This is a genomic window from Aminipila terrae, assembly GCF_010120715.1.
GTDB lineage: Bacteria > Bacillota > Clostridia > Peptostreptococcales > Anaerovoracaceae > Aminipila > Aminipila terrae.
The window spans coordinates 1646903-1666637 of the sequence record NZ_CP047591.1; the positions used below are offsets into that span (position 1 = coordinate 1646903).

The 19735-nt window shown below is 38.8% G+C and carries 19 protein-coding genes and 1 pseudogene; 11 read left to right on the top strand and 9 right to left on the bottom strand.

Annotated elements, in window-relative coordinates:
- Nucleotides 1–38 precede the first annotated feature (38 nt).
- The 6 genes from kdpB to Ami3637_RS07910 form a co-directional block, all read right to left on the bottom strand.
- Nucleotides 39–1943 (bottom strand): potassium-transporting ATPase subunit KdpB, encoded by a 1905-nt coding sequence (kdpB, locus tag Ami3637_RS07890; RefSeq protein WP_330586895.1) that lies wholly within the window; start codon nucleotides 1941–1943, stop codon nucleotides 39–41.
- Nucleotides 1901–2092 carry a hypothetical protein gene (locus Ami3637_RS19240; protein ID WP_330586896.1) on the bottom strand — a complete coding sequence of 64 codons (192 nt, stop codon included), beginning with the start codon at nucleotides 2090–2092 and terminating at the stop codon, nucleotides 1901–1903. Before Ami3637_RS19240 ends, kdpB begins: the two co-directional genes overlap by 43 nt.
- A 13-nt stretch (nucleotides 2093–2105) precedes the next feature.
- On the bottom strand, nucleotides 2106–3824 hold the full coding sequence (kdpA, locus tag Ami3637_RS07895; protein WP_162362101.1) for a potassium-transporting ATPase subunit KdpA: 1719 nt from the start codon (nucleotides 3822–3824) through the stop codon (nucleotides 2106–2108).
- A gap of 20 nt (nucleotides 3825–3844) precedes the next feature.
- The gene (gene kdpF / locus Ami3637_RS19100) at nucleotides 3845–3922 is read right to left on the bottom strand and encodes a K(+)-transporting ATPase subunit F (protein ID WP_202931123.1); all 78 of its coding nucleotides are present in this window, start codon (nucleotides 3920–3922) and stop codon (nucleotides 3845–3847) included.
- Nucleotides 3923–4241: 319 nt separating this feature from the next.
- Nucleotides 4242–4958, bottom strand: coding sequence for a response regulator (locus Ami3637_RS07905; protein ID WP_162362102.1), 717 nt, complete (start codon nucleotides 4956–4958; stop codon nucleotides 4242–4244).
- Nucleotides 4951–7644: a sensor histidine kinase gene (locus Ami3637_RS07910; protein WP_162362103.1), complete on the bottom strand. Its 2694-nt coding sequence runs from the start codon at nucleotides 7642–7644 to the stop codon at nucleotides 4951–4953. Before Ami3637_RS07910 ends, Ami3637_RS07905 begins: the two co-directional genes overlap by 8 nt.
- A 284-nt stretch (nucleotides 7645–7928) precedes the next feature.
- On the opposite strand from Ami3637_RS07910, the gene Ami3637_RS07915 reads away from it, so the two are divergent.
- Nucleotides 7929–8351, top strand: coding sequence for an NAD-binding protein (locus Ami3637_RS07915; RefSeq protein ID WP_162362104.1), 423 nt, complete (start codon nucleotides 7929–7931; stop codon nucleotides 8349–8351).
- Nucleotides 8348–8737: a potassium channel family protein gene (locus Ami3637_RS07920; RefSeq protein ID WP_162362105.1), complete on the top strand. Its 390-nt coding sequence runs from the start codon at nucleotides 8348–8350 to the stop codon at nucleotides 8735–8737. The genes Ami3637_RS07915 and Ami3637_RS07920 overlap by 4 nt, the downstream gene beginning before the upstream one ends.
- A gap of 294 nt (nucleotides 8738–9031) precedes the next feature.
- Here Ami3637_RS07920 and Ami3637_RS07925 read toward each other — a convergent pair whose 3' ends face one another.
- Nucleotides 9032–9748 (bottom strand): agmatinase, encoded by a 717-nt coding sequence (locus Ami3637_RS07925; RefSeq protein WP_330586925.1) that lies wholly within the window; start codon nucleotides 9746–9748, stop codon nucleotides 9032–9034.
- On the bottom strand, nucleotides 9661–9909 hold the full coding sequence (locus tag Ami3637_RS18480) for a hypothetical protein (RefSeq protein ID WP_330586899.1): 249 nt from the start codon (nucleotides 9907–9909) through the stop codon (nucleotides 9661–9663). The genes Ami3637_RS07925 and Ami3637_RS18480 overlap by 88 nt, the downstream gene beginning before the upstream one ends.
- A 225-nt stretch (nucleotides 9910–10134) precedes the next feature.
- On the opposite strand from Ami3637_RS18480, the gene Ami3637_RS07930 reads away from it, so the two are divergent.
- The 5 genes and pseudogenes from Ami3637_RS07930 to Ami3637_RS07945 all read left to right on the top strand — a co-directional run bounded on the left by Ami3637_RS07930 (nucleotide 10135) and on the right by Ami3637_RS07945 (nucleotide 14797).
- Nucleotides 10135–10563, top strand: a complete 429-nt coding sequence (locus tag Ami3637_RS07930; RefSeq protein ID WP_162362106.1) for an Lrp/AsnC family transcriptional regulator — start codon at nucleotides 10135–10137, stop codon at nucleotides 10561–10563.
- 24 nt (nucleotides 10564–10587) lie between these two features.
- Complete coding sequence (locus tag Ami3637_RS07935) at nucleotides 10588–11259, top strand: YoaK family protein (RefSeq protein WP_243158140.1); 672 nt, start codon at nucleotides 10588–10590, stop codon at nucleotides 11257–11259.
- 107 nt (nucleotides 11260–11366) lie between these two features.
- Nucleotides 11367–12061: pseudogene (gene vanR / locus Ami3637_RS17410) on the top strand (VanR-ABDEGLN family response regulator transcription factor).
- Complete coding sequence (locus Ami3637_RS19105) at nucleotides 12051–13178, top strand: sensor histidine kinase (RefSeq protein WP_408609058.1); 1128 nt, start codon at nucleotides 12051–12053, stop codon at nucleotides 13176–13178. The pseudogene vanR and the gene Ami3637_RS19105 overlap by 11 nt, the downstream one beginning before the upstream one ends.
- Before the next feature lie 92 nt (nucleotides 13179–13270).
- The gene (locus tag Ami3637_RS07945) at nucleotides 13271–14797 is read left to right on the top strand and encodes a VanZ family protein (protein WP_162362108.1); all 1527 of its coding nucleotides are present in this window, start codon (nucleotides 13271–13273) and stop codon (nucleotides 14795–14797) included.
- Nucleotides 14798–14852: 55 nt separating this feature from the next.
- On the opposite strand, the gene Ami3637_RS07950 is transcribed toward Ami3637_RS07945, so the two are convergent.
- A complete protein-coding gene (locus Ami3637_RS07950; RefSeq protein ID WP_162362109.1) occupies nucleotides 14853–15959 on the bottom strand; it encodes an alanine racemase in 1107 nt (368 codons plus the stop codon).
- A gap of 310 nt (nucleotides 15960–16269) precedes the next feature.
- Between Ami3637_RS07950 and Ami3637_RS07955 the strand changes: the two genes are divergently transcribed.
- Genes Ami3637_RS07955 through Ami3637_RS07970 form a run of 4 tightly spaced genes read left to right on the top strand, consistent with a single transcriptional unit; the run spans nucleotide 16270 to nucleotide 19720 of the window.
- On the top strand, nucleotides 16270–17022 hold the full coding sequence (locus Ami3637_RS07955) for an amino acid ABC transporter ATP-binding protein (RefSeq protein ID WP_162362110.1): 753 nt from the start codon (nucleotides 16270–16272) through the stop codon (nucleotides 17020–17022).
- A 20-nt stretch (nucleotides 17023–17042) separates the two neighbouring features.
- Nucleotides 17043–18185 carry a trans-sulfuration enzyme family protein gene (locus tag Ami3637_RS07960; RefSeq protein WP_162362111.1) on the top strand — a complete coding sequence of 381 codons (1143 nt, stop codon included), beginning with the start codon at nucleotides 17043–17045 and terminating at the stop codon, nucleotides 18183–18185.
- Between the two features lie 22 nt (nucleotides 18186–18207).
- Complete coding sequence (locus Ami3637_RS07965) at nucleotides 18208–19023, top strand: amino acid ABC transporter substrate-binding protein (RefSeq protein ID WP_162362112.1); 816 nt, start codon at nucleotides 18208–18210, stop codon at nucleotides 19021–19023.
- A gap of 31 nt (nucleotides 19024–19054) precedes the next feature.
- Nucleotides 19055–19720 carry an amino acid ABC transporter permease gene (locus tag Ami3637_RS07970; protein ID WP_162362113.1) on the top strand — a complete coding sequence of 222 codons (666 nt, stop codon included), beginning with the start codon at nucleotides 19055–19057 and terminating at the stop codon, nucleotides 19718–19720.
- Nucleotides 19721–19735: the final 15 nt, after the last annotated feature.

Here is a 19735-nt window from a genome sequence, read left to right on the forward strand (position 1 = left end):
AAAAAAATTATGCATGATAAACTCCTTAGAAGGCTGTTTTATAAGCCTATAATTATTAACAATGGGGTGATAATTAAATCGATGATTTTTATGCCTGCAAAAGGAGCAATAATTCCTCCCAGGCCATAAATCAGCATATTGTGAGCCAGCATTTTCTCCGAGCGCTGGGGCTTATATCGAACTCCCTTCATGGCAAGAGGAATCAGACATGGGATAATGATGGCATTGAAAATCAAAGCGGAGAGTATGGCACTGTAAGGAGTTGATAACCCCATGATGTTTAACACTTTCAGTTGGGGAATGACTGCCATAAACATGGCAGGAATAATGGCAAAATATTTAGCCACATCATTTGCAATACTGAAAGTTGTCAGGGAGCCCCGGGTAATCAAAAGCTGTTTGCCGATTTCCACCACATCAAGTATTTTGGTTGGATCAGAATCTAAGTCAACCATGTTAGCGGCTTCTTTGGCAGCAGAGGTTCCGCTGTTCATAGCGATCCCAACATCTGCCTGTGCCAGTGCGGGTGCATCGTTTGTGCCATCACCGGTCATGGCTACAACTTTACCCTGAGACTGTTCTGCTTTGATGGCCTTAATCTTATCCTCAGGCCTGCATTCTGCAATAAAGCTGTCAACACCGGCTTCCTGAGCTATAGTGGCTGCAGTAAGCGGATTATCTCCGGTACACATGACGGTTTTGATCCCTATGGAGCGAAGCCTTGCAAACCGATCCACAAGTCCAGGTTTGATTGTATCCTTTAGGTAAATAACGCCGAAAATCTGATTTCCTGAACAAACTACAAGAGGAGTGCCCCCAAATTTGGAAACTTCATTAACTTTACTATCTAAATCTTTAGGTATCTGGCCCTTAAGTTCCTGTATATATTTTTTAACGGAATCATAGGCACCTTTGCGTATTTTGGTCCCATCAGGGAGATTTACGCCACTCATACGTGTTTGCGCTGTAAATTCAATGAACTCCATACCCTGTATGTCTTTATAGTGATTTGCACTCAATCTTTCCCCAAGTTCTACTACTGATTTGCCTTCAGGAGTATCATCTTTCAGGGAGCAGATAACAGAATAACGGATTAAATCTTGTTTGCTTACATTTTCTACGGGAATAAATTGGTAAGCCATACGGTTTCCGTATGTAATGGTACCTGTCTTATCAAGAATCATGGTATCCACGTCACCGCAGGCTTCTACAGCTTTCCCTGACATGGCTATGACATTAAAACGTGTAACCCTGTCCATGCCAGCTATGCCTATGGCAGACAGCAGACCCCCGATAGTGGTTGGAATTAAACATACTGTCAGGGCTATCAAAGTTGAAATCTGAAGCTGCACACCGCTATAGGCAGCAATGGGATATAGGCACACAATGACAATAAGAAAGATGATAGTCAGGCTTACAAGCAAGGTATTCAATGCGATTTCATTGGGTGTTTTTTTACGGGAAGCTCCTTCTACCAAAGAGATCATCCGGTCAAGAAAAGATTCCCCAGGGTTTGAGGTAACCTGAATTTTAAGCCAGTCGCTTACTACAGTTGTACCTCCGGTAACGGATGCAAAATCGCCTCCGGTTTCCTTTAGTACGGGAGCAGATTCTCCGGTAATGGCGGATTCATCTACGGAGGCAATACCTTCAATGATCTCCCCATCATTGGGGATAATCTCTCCCGCCTTTACAAGGATAATATCACCCTTTTTTAAGGAGTTTGCATTTATAATGTTTTCTATACCGCTAGCATTTACAATCCGGGCCTGCATATCTTTCTGGGTATTTTTTAAACTTTGTGCCTGGGCTTTACCCCTGCCTTCTGCTACCGCTTCTGCAAAATTGGCAAAAAGTACGGTAACGAAAAGTATAGCAGATACTATGCCGTTATAAAATCTCAGATTATTCCCTTCATCACCGAAAAGACCAGGGAAAAACAAAGGAGCAGGGTTATGATAAATCCTGTTTCAACCACAAACATAACGGGATTTTTTATCATATATAATGGATTTAATTTTATAAATGCTCCTTTTATGGAAGATTTTAAAATATCCTTTGTAACAAATTTTGTTTTTAATTCTTTATTCATAAAACTGTCCTCCTTAACTCCACAGTGTTAAATGCTCTGCTATAGGACCTAATACCATCGCAGGAAAGAATGTCAGTGCAGCGAAAATGATTACTACCATAAGAAGTGACAGGGTAAATGTTTTTGTATCTGTCTTTAAGGTACCCATAGATTCGCTGACTGGCTGCTTCATCATCAGAGATCCTGCTATGGCCAGCTGTATAATAATAGGCAGATAGCGGCCAAAGAACATCACCAGTCCTGTAGAAATATTCCAAAAATATGTATTATCTCCTAATCCTTCAAAACCAGAACCATTGTTGGCAGCAGAAGATGAATATTCATACAGAACCTGGGTCAGACCGTGATAACCGGGATTCGAGATTCCACTTAGTCCGGCAGGGACAGCCACTGCCAGTGCGGAAAAGGCCAGAATCAGCAGGGGATGAATGATGATTCCCAAGGCAGCTAGTTTCATTTCTTTTCCTTCTATTTTCTTGTTTAAATATTCCGGGGTCCGCCCAATCATTAGTGAACAGATAAACACAGCAAGAATTGCGTATAAAATCATATTCATAAGCCCAACGCCCTTGCCGCCAAAGACTACATTAAGCATCATATTCATTAAAGGCACGGCTCCACCTAAAGGCGTTAATGTATCATGCATATTATTGACGCTTCCAGTGGTAAAGGCCGTGGTAACTGTGGTAAATAGTGCAGATTGGGCAATTCCTAACCGAACCTCTTTACCTTCCATATTGCCCATGCTCTGACTTAAGCCAGCTTTTTCAAGCAAAGGGTTTCCAGTGCTTTCTGCTGTAAAGCATACAGCAAGCCCAATAATAAAAATGATTAACATTACTGCAAAGATCGGTTTTGCTTCTCTGCCAATGAAGATTTTTTTTGCTTTGCCGTTTTTGGCTCTATTTCTACCATTGCATACCATATGACCGAAGGCGATAATACAGGAACCAGGAAGCAGCATCATGGAAAGCATCTCCACCATATTGGTGATTACATTGGGATTTTCAAAGGGTGAAGATGAATTAGCACCCATAAATCCACCGCCGTTTGTACCCAGGTGCTTAATGATTTCAAGAGAAGCCATAGGCCCCATAGCAATGTCCTGGGAAGTACCTTCAATAGTCTTGACTGTAATGTTAGCCAGTAAATTCTGAGGCACGCCCTGAGACACAAGAATCAATCCTCCAATGAGGGAAAGAGGCAGCAAAACCCGAGTTATAATCCGGATAAGATCCACGTAAAAGTTCCCCATTGTTTTTGTTTTTCCCGCCAGGCCTCGAACGAAAGCCATGGCAACAGAGAAGCCTGTGGCTGCAGAGGTAAACATCATAAAGATTATTACCGCCATCTGACTTAAATAAGAAAGTCCGGACTCTCCAGAGTAATGCTGAAGGTTTGTATTGGTCATAAAACTTATAATCGTGTTAAAGGACAAACTGGGCTCCATTCCACCGACACCATTGGGGTTTAAAAACGGAAGAGATTGAAGCCGCAAAATAAAATAACCAACCATAACCATTATGGCGTTAGTTGCAAGCATAGCTAATGCATATTGCTTCCAACCCATTTCTTTTTTATCAATACCGCATACACGATAAAACCCATTATCAATCCGGTTAAATATGGGATCGGCAAAGGTATGTTGATTTGTTGCAATATGATATAAGTATTTTCCTGTAGGTATGATAAGGGCAATAAAAATTGCCAGTACCAAAATAATTTGTAGCATTTGTTAGCTCCACCTTTCTTTTAAAATTTTTCAGGATTAAGCAAGGCGTATAATAAGTACACTCCCAGTGCAATAATCAGAATTCCAAGAAATATCATAATAAAGCACCTCCTTTATGACTTTTCTATCTGGTGCCCGCACCAGTCTGTAAAAAGCTTGATCAGCAGATAACCAACGGTTAAAACTCCAAGCATTAAAAAATCCATGTTTATTCCTCCTGTCTCAATTAGGTTTTGATACAGTGTAGCATTTCCTCCATTAGTTTGGTGTTAGGGTTTCTTAGGGAGAATTAAAATGGTATTAAGATACGGTTTTATAATGAATTTCTTATAATTAATGGAAGTAATAAAATAATCCGTGCCATTTTTGGCACGGATCACAAGTGTATATCTTTACGATATTTAGTTTAGAATCCAGCTAAATATATTTACTGTCATCGGAAACCCGCAGCATACGGTATCCAACCCCGATATGGGTCTGAATATATTTACAATTTGAGGAGTGTCTTTCGATTTTCTTCCTAAGGGTTGCCATAAAAACTCGTAATGCAGGGACATCGCTGGTGTAGTTTCCCCATATTTCGTGCAGGATAAAATTATGAGTCAGAACTTTGCCCACATTTTTAGCCAGAAGACAAAGAAGCTTATACTCAATGGGTGTAAGATGAATCTCTTCATCATCCAGCCAGACACATCCTGCAGCATAATCAATTTTCAGCGTACCATTGGTAAAGGTAGTTGAATCTTTAAGTAATTTTTCATTATCATAACGGATCCGGCGGAGACTTACACGGAGTCTTGCCAGAAGTTCGTCAACACTGAAGGGCTTTGTCAGATAATCGTCTGCACCAGCATCCAGCGCATCAATTTTATCTTTGTCTTCACTACGGGCGCTGACAACAATTATTGGAGTATTTGACCATGACCGTATTTTTTTAATAATATCAACACCATCCATATCAGGAAGTCCTAAATCTAAGATAATGATATCCGGTGGTTTAGACACCGATTCAAATATAGAAGCTTCACCTGTTTCGGCTGTGTGATAAAGGTATCCCTGGGTTTCCAGAGTTGTAGTAATCAGGGTGCGAATGGCTTTATCGTCTTCCACAACTAAAATTAAAGGTTTATTCATGTACATTTACCTCCTCTGCCTGCAAGGTAAAGCCAAATACTGTACCCTGAGGGACATTATCTTTCACATAAATGATTCCATTATGGGCGTTGATGATGGACTTACATAGAGAAAGTCCCAATCCTAGTCCACGTCTGCCATCCCCACGGATGTTATCTGCTGTATAGAACATATCAAATAGTTTGGATTTTGACTGGTCTGAAATGCCTGAACCGTTGTCCCCTATTTCTATACGGACAAATGGACCATCTCTGTTTGCTGTGATGGTAATGTTGGAACCTTTTGGTGTGTACTTAATAGCGTTATCTATAATGTTGATAATTACCTGAATGATTAGACGGGAATCCATCTTTGCCATTAAAAGATCATCACTTAAAAAGGTATTTATATGGTAATCCACACTATTCCGGTTAATATGGAGCAGTGCTTCTTCGATTACTTCTTCCAGAAGTTCAGGCTGCATACCTAAATTTAAAGTACCGTTATCAATTCGGGTTATGGACAGAAGGTTTTCTACTAAATTAATCAGCCACATGGAATCATCATAAATATCCGTATAAAGACCTTGCTTCTGGGAGTCACTTAAAACTTTTGAATTTCCCATAAGAATACCAGCATTACCAGATATACTTGTGAGGGGAGTCCGTAAATCATGAGATATGGCCCGAAGCAGGTTGGCCCGAAGCTGTTCCTGCTGCATTTTTATGGAAATCTGTTTCTGTGTTTCATTCAGATCCTCTTTTTCCAAAGCTAAAGCACATTCTCCCAGCATCGCAATCAATATGCTTTTTTCAAATATTTCCAAAGGAGCATCCTTATCCATGGCAACACCCACTACAGCAAATACTGTGCTGTTTCCCCGAACAGCAAGGTATAGGCATTTAGCAGCAGATAAGGTGTTTGTAGTGGCTCCTGCACGCTTGTTGTTTTTGAATACCCATTCAGCTACTGCACGCTCTTCCACATTGGTATAATACAAAAGAGCATCTGATGTATCGGCATTGGAAAATATCAGTGGCTCACCTAAGGTGTTTTCTCTGGAAGGATAGAAGATTACAGCTCTGTCTAATAATTTTATCATTTGCTGGGCTGTTTCACTCAGAATATCGTCTTTATCTTTAGCCTGCTGGAGTTTACGGCTAGTTTCCAGAAGTACTTCCGTCCTGAAAGCTTTTTGTGCCGTTTGGTGTGCCTGGCCCTTTACCCGTTTTGTCAGGGTACTGGTTATTAAAGAGGCTGCCAGCATAACCAGAAAAGTTACAGGGTAGCCTGGATCATAGGCCTGCAGAGAAAAGCGTGGTTCCGTAAAGAAATAATTTAATATCAGCACGCTTAATACGGAAGATACAGCGCTATAAAGCCGACCTTTGGTAATTACAGCATTCAGCTGAACCCCTAATATGTAAACCGTTATAATATTAGCTATGCTAAAATTCAGCGAATCAAAGAGAAAGCCCACCAAGGTACAGAGAAATAAAAGCAAAACTGATTTACCTGTATCAGCAAGGGACAGATTTGAAGGTTTTGAGAATTTCAGCGTATTAATCCGGAGAGATGGCTGCGTATCAGGAATAATATAAATATCAACATTTGGAGCCAATTCTGTAAGCCTATCCACATAATTTGATTTCAGCAATCTTTTGGCACGGGATGAGCGCCCTATAACAATCTTTGAAACACGGCTGGCTTTTGCATATTCCGCAATCTGGGTGGGTATATCATCACCACATACTGTTGAAATTTGTGCACCAAGCTGCTCAGCCAGTCTCAAATTTTCCTGCAGTACTTCTCTGTTATTGCCCTCCATATCTTTTGTATCTGAGGTCTCTACGAACAATGCCGTAAAGAGGCCGTGAAAAGCACCGGCCATTCTTGCAGCTGTTCGTATAACCTTTGCATTAGAGGCTGCAGATGAGAGGCATACTAAAATATGCTCATTTGTGTAGGGACTACTGTTATTTAAGGTTTCATTCTGGGCAGCAATTTTATTCACGTGATCTGCGGTACGGCGCAAAGCAATTTCTCGCAGTGCTACCAGCCTCTCTTTGGTAAAGAAGTTGGTCAGTGCCCTGTGGGCCTGGGCTTCCTGATAGATTTTTCCTCTGTTCAGGCGGTCTATCAGTTCATCTGGTTCAATATCCACCAGTTCGATTTGATCTGCGCAATCAAATACGCTGTCGGGAATACGTTCACGCACATAGACACCAGTGATTGATTCAACAATATCATTGAGACTTTCAATATGCTGGACATTGATTGTAGTATATACATCTATACCAGCCTGCAGCAGTTCTTCTACATCCTGATATCTTTTTTTATGACGACAGCCAGCGGCATTTGTGTGGGCCAGTTCATCTACAAGAATCAGGGATGGCATTCTCTGCAGAGCACGGTCCAGGTCGAATTCATTTAAGAGAACCCCTTTATAGGATAGCTTAAGGGACGGTAATGATTCCAGTCCTTTTACCAGAGACATGGTTTCCGGACGAAAATGGGGTTCAATATAACCAGCAACTACATCAATTCCGTTTTTTTGGGCCTCTTGAGCATCATTTAGCATGGCGCAGGTTTTACCTACTCCGGCAGCATAACCAAAATAGATTTTCAGTATACCCCGCTTTTTCCTTGTGGGTAAAGTGGAAAGCTGTTCTAACAGTGAATAGGAATTTGTTTGCTGGATAACCATTGAAATCTGCCCCTTTCTTTTTAAAAACAGTATAACATAAGAAAAATGAGAATAGCATTATAATTTCTCTTATGATATTAAGATTGCATTAAGATATAAAATATAAAAAAGAAATTATATGTAAATCCTTAACCTTATTTAATCTTAATGCAGGGGAGGAAATCTTGATGCGGTAAATATGGATTTTTTGTTGGTTCTGCGATATGCTGTTTGCTGATAAAAATAGCTGTTATTCAGTGTAAAACTGTTTCATACTAAATATATTTTAGAAAGGAGAGGATAAGGTGTTTGGACTAATAAAAGACACCCACAATGTGGTTGTTGTAGGATGCGGTGTCTTAGGAGCTATTTTAGCTGAAAAACTATATGAAGAGGAAAACGGTGTAACGGTGATTGATAAAGATAGTGCTGCTTTCGATAAACTTCCGGTTTATTTTGGGGGGGATTTTTTAAACCGGGATGCGAATGATGCGGAAGTGTTAATAGAAGCTGGAGTGGAAAAAGCCGATACAGTAATTGCTGTTACAGGAGATGATGTCTTAAATTTGTTTATTTCAAAAATAGCAAAGGATGTGTTTCACGTTGAACATGTTTTATCAGGTCTCAGGGACCCTAAGCGTAAGATGGTATATAAGGAACTTGGGATTCAGTCTATATGCATCTTCGATTTATGGATGGATATTTTAGAAAAGGAGAAAATTATATGAAAATTTTATTGGCCGGTGATACTAAATTGTCCGGCAATATTATACATACATTGCTTCAAAATCGGCATAGTATAACTGTCTTAAACACAGATATGGATTATTGCCAGCAGTTGGCAGATCAATATGAAGAGCTTACAGTACTTAATGCGGATAACACAGACATTGTCACTTTAGAAGAAGCAAATGTAAAAAAGTTTGACAGTGTAATTGCTGTATCTGATTATGATTCTGTAAACTTTGTTTTTTGCCAATTGTGTAAAGATCTCTTTGGTATAAAACGTCTGGCCGCCATTATTAACTGCCCCGGCAATGCAGAAATATTCCGCAAATTGGGAGTGGATATTCTTATTGATAAAAATTCTTATTTTCTCTCCTGCATCGGCTAATTTCAATATTTATTTCTGAAAAATTTTTATCTACCCAAAATTCTTTAATTATTCTTAATAAATTTTTGAAATGTCGAATTTATAGAATTTTTGTAAAAAGTAAAAATCTGTACTATTGTATTAGTAGCATAATACAATAGTACAGATTATATTTTTGCCTTGTAGGCTTGTATTAAGAGAATTATACAACGTCAATTTTGTGCAAAACCTGTTATTTTACGACAAAGACTCATATGATTAATTGAAGCTTTCCAAGTTGTGCCATCATATTGATTAAAGTTAAAGCAGCAAGTCTTACTGTAATGCCGGAAGGATCGTATTGGGGGCAACTTCAACCATATCTATTCCCACGATTTTACCCATCTTGCAGATTCCCTTAAAAATATCCATAACCTGATCGTAAAAGAGTCCCCCAGGATATGGAGATGCCACTCCAGGAGCAATAGACATATCATATCCATCTATATCAAAGGAAATAAAATATTTATCGGCTTTAGGAATTTTCTTTAATACCCCTTCAACCCCGATTTCATGGGCTTCTCTGGCAGAAATCAGCTGGCTTCCATAATTTTTTGCATCCATATAATCGGATCTTTTACCACTGCCAATTCCCCGTAACCCAATCTGAACCATTTTGTCAATATGATCCATTTCTGATAACCGACGCATAGGACTGCCATTTCCATAGGACTGGGGACCCACATGATCTGTCCAATCCAGGTGAGCATCAAACTGAATAATGCTTACTTTTTCACCAACACTTTCAAGTGCTCTGCCTACGGGAATGGTTATGGAATGATCTCCTCCCATAATAATGGGAATGGTTCCGTTTTCAATAATTTTTCTTACAGCGTACTCTATACTTTGAAAGGAATAATCAAGATCACCCTGAAGGATGTCTGCATCGCCGCAGTCCACGATTTTTAAAGGAGATGCAAGATATTGTTCATCATCTTCAAAATCATAAAATCCTGCAGGCCCTTTGGCGTATTGAGTAGAAGCTTCTCGGATTCTGCGGGACCCAGTCTGGCACCGCTGAGAAAGCCAACCCCTAAGTCATAAGGAACGCCTAAAACCGCCATATGGGCATCACCCAGATTATCTAAATCCATACAGATTGGAAACTTTGAGAAAGAACAAATACCTGTAATTGCCTGATTAATTTTTTCCATATTATTACCTCCAATATTAAATTTTAATAACCTAATTTGCTCTAAATAGTTGTATAATAAAAACTAAGTTGTTGTTTTGCCTTAATGATAGTAACAAGTATAACCCTGTAATTAAATTGTGTACATACATGAAACAATTTGTTATAATAAAAATGATTAATAAAATTAAGTAATACAAGAGATAACTTAAAATAATAAAGTGATGAGAAAATATGGAGATAATGAATGGATAATACAGATTTAAATATTATAAACATTTTACAAAAAAACGGTCGAAGTACGATTAAAGAAATTGGAGGAAAGGTAGGACTTACTTCTCCTGCTGTTACGGAAAGAATAAGGAGGCTGGAAGGGGCAGGGGTTATCACCGGATATGCAGCTGAACTTGACTTATCCAAAATGGGAAAAGGCATTTCAGCTTACGTCAATGTAGATGTGTATCCTAAAAAATATGACCTGTTTTGTAAATTCTGTGAAGAAACGGATGCTATTATTGAGCATCATCACATTATAGGGGTGCACAATTCTTTGCTTCGGGTTTCCGTGGAAAACTCCAGTCAGCTGGAGTCCCTGTTAGGGCGCATAAAAGATTACGGCATATCTCAGACTTCTGTGCTGTTAAAAAGCTATTTTAAACATAAGGACATTAAATGATTTGAGAAAGGCAGGAATGAAACCATGTTATTGAATAAAGAAGAACAAATGTCAGAGTCTTATCTGGTCGGAATTCTGCTGGCAGTTGTTGGGGGATACCTGGATGCTTACACTTACGTCTGCAGGGGTCAGGTATTTGCCAATGCACAGACCGGAAATATGGTGCTTTTGGGAATCCAGCTGGCACAGGGCAATTTCTTTAAAGCACTTCACTATTTTGTGCCCATTATAACTTTTTTTGCAGGAATCTTTTTTGTTGAGTTAATAAAAAGCAGATTTAAAAGAAACTATACAGTGCACTGGAGACAGATTGCCATTGCCATAGAATTTGTTGCATTAATGGTAGTGGCTTTTCTACCAGGGGGAAGATATGATGCCCTGGCTATTATTCTGGTATCCTTTGTATGTTCCCTTCAGGCACAGAGTTTTAGGAAATTTAACGGAAATGCCTATGCTTCTACCATGTGCACAGGGAATCTGAGGAGCGCCAGTGAGCATTTCTTCCGATATTGCAGCTCCAATAAAACGGAAGAGCTAAAGGTTGGAGTAAAATATCTCATTATAATACTATTTTTTATATCAGGAGCAATAATTGGCTGTTATTTAACAAAACTATATGAAATAAAGTCTGTACTTTTCTCCTGCATGGGATTAGCGATGGTTTTTTTACTTATGATAAAAAAACCCCAGAATTGACGATTCTTATGAAAATCTTAATCATTTCAAAAGAAATAAATCATAATTGATGAAACCATTTTTGATAGAATAAAATTAGCATAACTGCTCAGAGGGGTGTGAAAATAATGAAAGAAAGCATACTTATTGTAGACGATGAAAAAGAGATAGCAGATTTGGTGGAAGTATATCTGCAAAATGAGGACTATAAAGTCTTTAAGTTTTATACTGCAAATGATGCCTTGGCATGTATTCATGAAGAGAAAATAGATCTGGCTATTTTAGACATAATGCTTCCAGATGGCAATGGGTTTAGTATCTGCCAGAAGATACGGGAAAAGTATACTTATCCCATCATAATGCTTACGGCAAAAGAAGAAGAAATGGATAAAATTACAGGGCTGACTCTGGGAGCAGATGATTATATTACCAAACCCTTCAGGCCGCTGGAGCTGGTGGCCAGAGTCAAGGCGCAGCTACGCAGATATATTAAATATAATTTTGCCCCTGTAGAACCGGATACAGTTATTGTTCACTCAGGCCTTGTTATAGACACCAATACTCATGAATGTCTGCTGAACGAAAAACCACTGCCCCTTACACCAACGGAATTTTCTATTTTGAAAATACTATGTTTACAAAAGGGAAATGTGGTAAGCTCCGAACAGCTTTTTCATGAAATCTGGGGAGATGAGTATTTTAACAAGGGAAATAATACGATTACCGTCCATATCCGTCACTTAAGAGAAAAGATGGGAGATTACGTGGATAATCCCAAGTATATTAAAACGGTATGGGGGTGGGCTATAAAATTGAAAAATAGTATTTTTGAAAAGAAGATATACAAAAAACTTATTGAGAAAATATTTTATCAGTCTCTGGCAATCTTAATGATAGCGGTAATTTCCGTTGCCATATTACGCTCTGCGGGAAGAGGATATGTAGGCAACATCATTACCTCCTTTATAAGCAAAATAACCGGGGCGGACTGGGAACAGTCTTCATATTACTACTATGAATACATCCGGTTTAATATCGATACTATTATGATGATTACCAGCATCATATTTTTTATAATACTTTTCAGGTTTTCTTTATCCTGGTTCACCAGATATTTTGACGAAATTGTAGAAGGAGTTGATAAACTGGCAAGAGAAGAGCAGAACCCCATCGTTATGTGTCCAGAGCTGGGTTTTATGCAGGAAAAATTAAATCAGGTAAAAGATGAACTGGGTAAAAGAGAAAACGCTAGAATGGAAGCGGAAAAACGAAAAAATGATTTAGTGGTTTATCTGGCTCATGATATTAAGACACCCCTTACTTCCGTCATTGGATATCTGAATTTACTGGAAGAGACCCTGGAACTTCCTTTAAGTCAGAAGCAAAAATATGTACATATTACTTTGGAAAAAGCTTACAGGCTGGAAAAGCTAATCAATGAATTCTTTGAGATTACCCGTTATAACCTGGAATCTATTCCATTAAATAAAGAAAATATTGATCTTTATTATATGTTTATACAAATTGCTGATGAAGCTTATCCTGCATTAATTGCAAGTGATAAAAAGGTTGAGGTCCACGCTGCGGAAGATTTAACTTTTTATGGCGATTCAGACAAACTGGCAAGGGTCTTCAACAATATCATAAAGAATGCCATTTCTTATAGTAAGCCTGGAAGCACTATAGATATATATGGGGAAGTTCAAAATGAAAATGTAATTATACGAATAGAAAACCCAGGTATTATCCCTAAAGAACAACTGGACCTGATTTTCGAGAAGTTTTACAGGCTGGATTCTGCCAGGTCTACCTCTACCGGAGGTGCCGGGCTGGGACTTGCTATAGCCAAAGATATTGTTAAACTTCATGGAGGAACCATTGAAGCAGACTGTGAAAATGGCAAAATCATATTTAAAATTACTTTTCCAGATAAACAATAACTTTATATTTTCTTAATAATTTTATTACTTAATGTTAATAACTAAAATCACCTCTTTTGATAGAATTATATTGTCGAAAGGGGTTATTTTTTATGGAATATCTAGTAGCTTGTGTAAAATATACTGCAGGAATAAAGGGATACGCTTTAACAGGGCTGATAGCAAGCCTGGTTGTTCTGCTCATTTCTGAAATCAATCAAAAAAGGAGGCATGAGCTTGCTGCAGGAACTCACAGGGTATTATTGTTAATATTGGGATTATATTTAACCTTTGTTTTCTCTGTAACATTTTCTCCGATTTACGGATTTTCTATTTCAAGGTTTGGACAAAACGTTAATCTGGTTCCATTTAAAGCAGTAAAGGATATATTTATTAATCCTCTGAATTTTTTTGGAAATATATTTATGTTCGTTCCCATAGGAGCTCTGCTGGTTTTATATTCCTATAAATGCCAGAAGATATATGTAACATTATTTACAGGAATAGCAATTTCACTGTTCATTGAATTGATTCAGAGTTTTGAATCTCGGGGCACAGATATTGATGACATTATATTAAATACAATGGGAACCTTTATAGGTTACATAGTGGGAAAATCAATATTACTTTATATACCGGCTATGCGTAAAAGAGTGGGGGTTGTAAAAAAAATAGAGGGGAAATACCGAAGAAGACTAAACGACGTGGGAAGTATTAAAATATTGTGTATCCTTACTGCGGTTTGTGTCTTTACAACTGGGTTTGCCCAAAGAGATGTTCTGTTAAAGGCAAATCCTGTTAGTGATATATCTCCGGTAAGACATGTTGAGAGAACAAAGGTAGCAGACAAAAGGCTTCATGCAGAACTTACAGCTAAGAATGTATATTTTATAAATGTTTCTACAAACACAATATATTATAAAAAAGCAGAGGAAGAAAAAATTGCTCCCGCAAGTACAACTAAAATGTTGACTGCATTAACGGCCCTGGATTATTGTAGCATGCAGGAAAGAGTAACCATAGGGAATGAAGTTGGATTAATATCAGAACATGCTTCAAGAGCATGGTTGTACCCGGGGAGTGAATTAACAGTGGAGCAGTTACTGGATGGGCTTTTACTGCCATCGGGAAATGATGCAGCCTATTCTTTAGCTGTTTTTGCGGGGAGAAAAATTGCTGGTGATGAAAAACTTTCCATTGAAAAAGCCATCCCTGCTTTTATGGAAAAGATGAACAGTAAAGCAAAATCATTGGGGGCAGTACATTCTAATTTTGTAAGGCCGGATGGATATGATACAGAAAACCAATATACAACGGCTCAGGATCTGGCTCTTATAGCAAAAGAGTTTCTTGAATCCAGAAAGTTAAAAAAGATTGCGGGTACTTACAGCATCACGGATAAATGGCTTAGCGGGCAGAGTGTAACCTACAAGAATACCAATGAGTTGATAAATCCAGAAAGTCCATATTATTATGAACCAGCCATAGGGCTTAAAACGGGAAAGAGCGACGACGCAGGGTGCTGTCTGATTTCAGCGGCCAAAGTCCACGGGGATATATATATAGGGGTAGTTATGGGAAGTACGGAAGAAGGAAGATGGGAGGACAGTCTGAAATTATATAATGAAATCCAACAATAATGTTTTCAGGGCGCATTCTTTTTCAGCAATGCGCCCTGCTTTTATATGTTAGAAATCAGACATATATTTTAGTAACGGAACTGGAATATGTGGAGTGAATCATAGCGCCATAGCAGGCCTCAAACTCTATAATATCCCCAAGGACTATATCTGCTTCACAATCTGTAACGTCAAGTATCAGATGGTCACTGCTTCCGCCTTCCACAGTAGCCCCTTTAATCTTAGGAAGAACATTGAAAATATCTCCCACATCTCTTTTACCCAAAGCAATCAATGCTCTTTTCCTCTGGCCTTTATCGATGTAATCAGGTGTATTTCCAAAGGCATCAACAAAAATCTCCCCAATAGGATAGGAAGGCTTTTCCTTCACTTCAATTACCTGTGCTTTAATGGTGTAATTATCCCTGCAAAACATAGGAAGATCTAATCCCCAGATATCCTGGAGATCTCTGGCATTAGCGATACCTTCTCCTACGCGTAAGTGGTTGATTCCTTCTGGGATTGTACCGTCCAGTACCAAAGGCAATGTTGAGGTAGCTCCCCCGGATACAATGTCGAGTTTTCTGCCTATAGCAGAGGAAATTTTATCAGCAATAGTAACAAGTCTGTTCAGATTTGTGGTGTCAGGCTTTATAGAGCCAAAGCATCCCAGATTGGTGCCAATACCGTACAGTGTAATATTTTTTAATTCTTTCTCGATAAATAGTGCATCTCTTATAAGTTCTTCTTCTTTAATATAGCCTTCCCGAAGATCTCCCAGGTCCATCATAAGAATGACCTTATGGTTTTTATTTTTCTGAAGGGCAATCTGGTTGAGTGTTTTAATATTTTCTATTTCTGAATTCAGGCTTATATCCGTGTAGGTTATAACATCTTCCAGTTCACAAGGCATAGGGATTCGGATAAGAAGGACCGGAGCATTCATACCGGCTTCCCGCATACGCTTAATGGTGTTAATTCTTGAATCTCCAATAGAGCTGCAACCTGCATTTAACATTTGTTTTGCAATCTGTAGATATGAATTCTCGTAAGAATCCGTTCCTTTTACTACTCCTGTGACTTGGATATTTTTTTCACGGCACATATCCACCACGGCTTTAGAATTGTGATAGATTCCATCCAGATGGATTTCTAACACTGGATAATTATGATAGGGTTCCATGTTTAACCTCCTTTTAAATGCTGCTTATGTAAGCAGTTAAGCTAAGAAAAGAAAAAAGAATATAAATAATCAAATAGATTTTACACCGCTTTGTAAAGAATGGCAAGTTTTGGATAAATGCTAAAGACTGTTGAAAATTCAAGGACTTAGTTTATCGATGGGTAATTTTTTGTGCCAAATAACAAAAAATAATATTTTTTTTGTTATTTGGCATTGACATTATTGGGCTATCCCTATATACTACAAAACAGGAAATATTTCATAGTATTATGGTATGAATAGTATGAAATAAATAAGGAGTGAAGAAATAATGCTTGAAATCAAAAATTTACAGAAATCATTTAAAGGTAATGTAGTGTTAGATGGTATCGATTTAAAAATTGAAAAAGGTGATGTTGTGGTTCTTCTGGGACCCAGTGGTTCTGGTAAAACTACTCTTCTCCGTTGTATAAACTTCTTAGAAAAAGCAGATAAAGGAACGATTAAGTTTGATGAAATGACCGGGGATTTTACCAATATTACCAAAAAAGACATTGCAGCATTTCGTAAAAAGACTGGCTTTGTATTTCAAAATTATAATTTGTTTAGTAACAAAACCGCTCTGCAAAATGTAGCCATAGGGTTAATTCATGCCAGGAAAATATTACCGGATAAAGCCTATGAAATATCAAAGAAGGCACTGGATAAAGTTGGGTTGGAAAGCAAGTATGATTTTTACCCCGCACAGTTATCCGGTGGACAGCAGCAGCGTGTAGGCATTGCAAGATCTCTCGCATTGAATCCATACGTGATTTTATTTGATGAACCTACATCTGCATTGGATCCGGAGCTTACATCAGAGGTTCTGTGCATTATGAAACAGCTTGCACGAGAGGGAACCACTATGCTGATAGTGACCCATGAGATGGGATTTGCCCAGGAAGTAGCAAACCATGTAGTCTTCATGGATAAAGGAAAAATTGTTGAGGAGGGTACACCTGCTCAGGTCTTTACCATGACCAGAGAAGAACGAACCAGACAGTTCTTAAGAAGAATTAACAATTATAACGATTATTCTATATAAAAAATGGAGGAGATGAAACAATGAGATATGAATCAATAGCCGTTCACGGTGGGAAAGAAGAAGACAGCGGCAAAAGAGCTGTAAATTATCCAATTTATTTATCATCAACTTTTGCTCAGCCAGGCCTGGACCAGTTTCAGGAATTTGCATATACTCGTGGGGGTAATCCAACAAGAAGCCATGTGGAAAGACTGGCCGCTGACCTGGAAGGTGCACAATATGGACTGGCACTGGCATCAGGAATGGCAGCCACAAGCCTTGTTTTCGGATTGCTCAGGCAGGGAGATAAAGTACTGATAAACAATAATGTATACGGAGGAACATGGCGATATGTTTCAAACATTTTTTCTAATCATGGAATAGAGTATGAAGTAGTAAGTGATTTTAATAATTATGATTTTAGCAATACTGCTTCTAACGTAAAAATGATTTTTATAGAAACCCCTTCCAATCCCCTGCTGGAGATTACGGATATCAGAAAAGTAAGTCAAGAAGCAAGAAAGCGTGGCATTTTAACTGTAGTGGATAATACTTTTTTAACTTCCTATTTTCAAAGACCTATGGAGCTAGGAGCAGACATTGTTGTTTATTCCGCCACCAAATATTATGCAGGGCACTCCGATATTCTTGCTGGCCTGGTTATCCTTAATCAGGAGGAACTTTATTTAAAACTAAAGTTTTTACAAAATACCTATGGAGGGATTCTCAGTCCAACGGATGCATTTTTACTCACAAGAGGAATAAAAACTCTCAGTCTCCGGCTGGACAAACACCAGAAAAACGCCTTACTGGCAGCCCAGTATCTTAAAAGGCATAAAGCCGTGAAAGACGTATATTATCCTGGATTAAAGAGCCATAAAAATTATGATATCCAACGATCTCAGGCCACTGGAGACGGAGGGGTATTGTCTTTAAGGCTAAATGACGGATGGGACAGTAAAAGGTTTACGGCTAATTTAAAAATCTTTGATCTGGCAGTAAGCCTGGGGGGTGTTGAATCTCTTATCTGTCACCCGGCTACTATGACTCATGAATCTTATGCTCCGGAACTGCAGGAGAAAATCGGGATTGATAGTAAGCTGCTGCGGCTATCCATTGGAATTGAACATGAAGAGGATATTTTAGAAGATATATCAAGTGCGCTTAAAAAAGCTAAATTATAAGTAAGAAGAAAGAGGTACAAAAATGAAAAAGAGGATAATAGCAGCGGTGTTGACAGTTTTGATAATAGCAGCGGCCTTGGCCGGATGTGGAGGAACGAAAGGGGCTGAGCAGAACGGGGAAAAGAAACAGGACCTGCTGGCAGATATAAAGGAAGCAGGGGTTATTAAGATAGGGACGGAAGGTACCTATGCCCCGTACTCTTATCATAATGATAAAGGGGATCTGGCAGGTTATGATGTGGAAGTGGCTCAGGCAGTTGCAGATAAACTGGGGGTCAAAGCGGAGTTCGTGGAAACCAAGTGGGATAGTATGATTGCGGGGCTTGATGCCAAACGTTTTGACGTTGTAGTTAATCAGGTTGGGGTAACAGAAGAAAGACAGCAGAAATATAGCTTCTCAACACCGTATACCTATTCAAAAGGTGCCCTTATCGTAGCAAAATCCAATCAGGACATAAAAGGCTTTAAAGATTTATCCGGGAAAAAATCCGCACAATCTCTGACAAGCAACTGGGCCGGACTGGCGGAGGGCTATGGTGCAGAACTGGTAGGAACGGATGGCTTTAATCAGTCTATTGACCTGGTCCTTGCAGGAAGAGCCGATGCTACTATAAATGACAACCTGACCTTTTATGATTACATCACACAGAAACCAGATACAGAGGTGAAAATTGCCGCTTTGTCAGATGAGACAAGTGAAAATGCAATCTTAATAAGAAAGGGAAGTGATACCCTTGTAAAAGCCATAGATGATGCATTGGCCCAGCTTTCCAAAGAAGGGAAGCTTAAAGAAATCTCTGAAAAGTATTTTGGGGTAGATGTATCCGTGAAACAATAAGGCTGAAAAACAAGAAAGGAAGGTACTTGAAATGGAGGCTCGCATCCTGGAAATTCTGCTGAATTCATTTTTTAAAATATTGATTCCCGGATTGGTATATACTATACCACTAACCCTGATATCCTTTTCCCTTGGCCTGATCATTGCACTTTTAACGGCAATTGTTCAGGTAGCAGATATAAAAGTATTAAAACAGCTGGCCAGATTTTATGTCTGGATTATCCGCGGTACTCCATTACTGGTACAGATTTTTATAATATTTTATGGGCTGCCAAATATGGGTATAATATTAGATCCTCTTCCTGCTGCGATTATTGCTTTTTCTTTAAACGTGGGGGCCTATGCGTCTGAAACCCTGCGGGCTGCAATCTTATCCGTTCCCAAAGGGCAGCTGGAAGCCGGATATTGCGTGGGGTTATCCTATGTACAGACTATGAGAATCGTTATTTTACCACAGGCTTTTAAAACAGCCTTCCTTCCTTTGTTTAACTCTTTTATCGGGCTAGTTAAGGATACTTCTCTGGCTGCCAGCATCACTGTAACTGAAATGTTTATGGCAACACAGCAGATAGCAGCAAAACTGTATGAGCCGTTAATCCTCTATTGTGAGGTAGCTGTTATTTATCTGATGTTTTGTACGGTACTCACCCAGTTGCAGCACTATGGTGAAAAAAAGATGAATTTGCAGATAGATTAGTTATTAATTGGCTTT